Genomic DNA, 1,678 nt, shown 5'->3' with positions numbered 1-1,678 from the left:
CCCCGAAATTGATGGAACCGTCCGAATTCTGCGCAGGCATAGGATTGCCATCCTTATCAGTCGCAAACAACTCATTCGGATTATTGAGATACTTCGGATCCCTCGGACTCACATTGAAAGCCGAATACGAAGAGGCTAGGGGCGTCCCGCTCACCGAATCAGTGAGCGTATTGGTAGACGGCTGCTGGCCCGTCACCAGAACCGGCTCAGGAGTCAGCTCATCAACAGGCACCCACTGGCCATCCTTCAAAGCCACCCACTGGTAATAATACGAATTCGTCTCAGAACATATGCCGTCGGGGTTGTAGTAGGTGCTGCCGCGAACATTCAGCCAGTACACGAAGAAAGACCGGGACGGTGCTACACCAGGAGCAGTGCCACTGACACGGTAAAGATCGTAAAAACCACTATAGGAAGGGAAACCATAATCAGTCACCATGCCCCAATTCGACTGACCCCCACTATAAAGATCTGGCTGCCGATCCCAGCCAACCCACGACCACGGCCCGCTGCACTGAAGATTAGCTCCACTACCCAAGCAGTCTTTCATATACTTCTTGAAACCCCTGCCCTCAGCCGTTAAAGCTGCAGTGATATTAGAAGTTCGATCCGGCGCCTTAATATTAATATCAGGATAAAAGTAGTAGCACTCATCAAGGGCGTTGGAGGGGGTCCAGCTCCATGTACCAGTACCAGTACCGCAACCCAAAGCTCCTATCTGCTGACCTACAATTGCGTAAATGTTCAGAGGCTCGTCGACACCACCCGTTTTATGGGCTGACGAGTCACCCGTATCCCCAAGATTCAGATCACCCTCAACGGAAATGGTCAAATAGTCATATAGACCTGAGTTTATGATCTTATGGACAGTGAAAAACTGATCCTGATTCTTGGCCCAATTATAGGCTCCGGTCCAGGCCGGATCAGTGGATGATTTTGAAGCTATGGTGTTCAGATACTTTATTCGGCGATAATGCGGCGGATTAGTGGAACCTTCATACGGGTATATAAAAGATAGATTACAAGAGCCCGTGGTATCGTAACCGCCGGTGGCATTGGCGCAGGAAGGGTCGAACTCGTTGTGCTTCACGCGCAGGATGAAGTCCATGCGCAGCTCATCAATGGAGGAATCAATCCTTTGGTTATAAGCCAGCATCTTGTAAAGCAGCGGCTTCCTGCCGGCCGTCCCGTCCTGCCCGTCCACGGCATTCGCCTGACCGGCCGACAAAGCACTCAGCCCAAGCGGAACAACCATGGCCAGCACCGCCAGAAGGGTCACCAGAACAGCGATAATCGAACGACTCACACGCAGTGAACCCTTAGCGTCCCGTCCCTGCAAACGCTTCAATGCAATACCCCCCAGATCACAATGAAATCATGCTCTAGAACAAATCAACTCCACTTTTGGCTTACCCCCAATTAAGGCAACTGCACATAGAGCACAACAATGCATCATCATTTTTTGCTTTACGTGTTCCAAGCGTACAGAAATCGAAAGCATTATCTGGGATTCAGATAGGATATTCCATAACCGGCGTTTCGCGACCATCCACGGTCTTGACTCTGGCTGGTCTGAGTTGGGGGCGCGGCCGTTTTAGCTCAGTTGGCAGAGCGTCTCACTCGTAATGAGAAGGTCGACAGTTCGATTCTGTCAAGTGGCTCTTTTGACAGCTGCCCT

At 51.0% G+C, this 1,678-nt stretch carries 1 tRNA gene and 1 pseudogene; one reads left to right on the top strand and one right to left on the bottom strand.

From position 1 onward, the window contains the following. Window positions 1-1,306 (bottom strand): annotated as a pseudogene (locus tag J3T92_RS09435) (hypothetical protein); the annotation flags it as partial. Between the two features lie 282 nt (window positions 1,307-1,588). Here J3T92_RS09435 and J3T92_RS09430 point away from each other — a divergent pair. Next, window positions 1,589-1,661 (top strand) — tRNA-Thr (locus tag J3T92_RS09430). Window positions 1,662-1,678: the final 17 nt, after the last annotated feature.

The sequence above is a fragment of the Bifidobacterium sp. B4081 genome, assembly GCF_026537335.1.
GTDB lineage: Bacteria > Actinomycetota > Actinomycetes > Actinomycetales > Bifidobacteriaceae > Bombiscardovia.
This window is presented reverse-complemented; position numbering and strand designations above follow the sequence as displayed.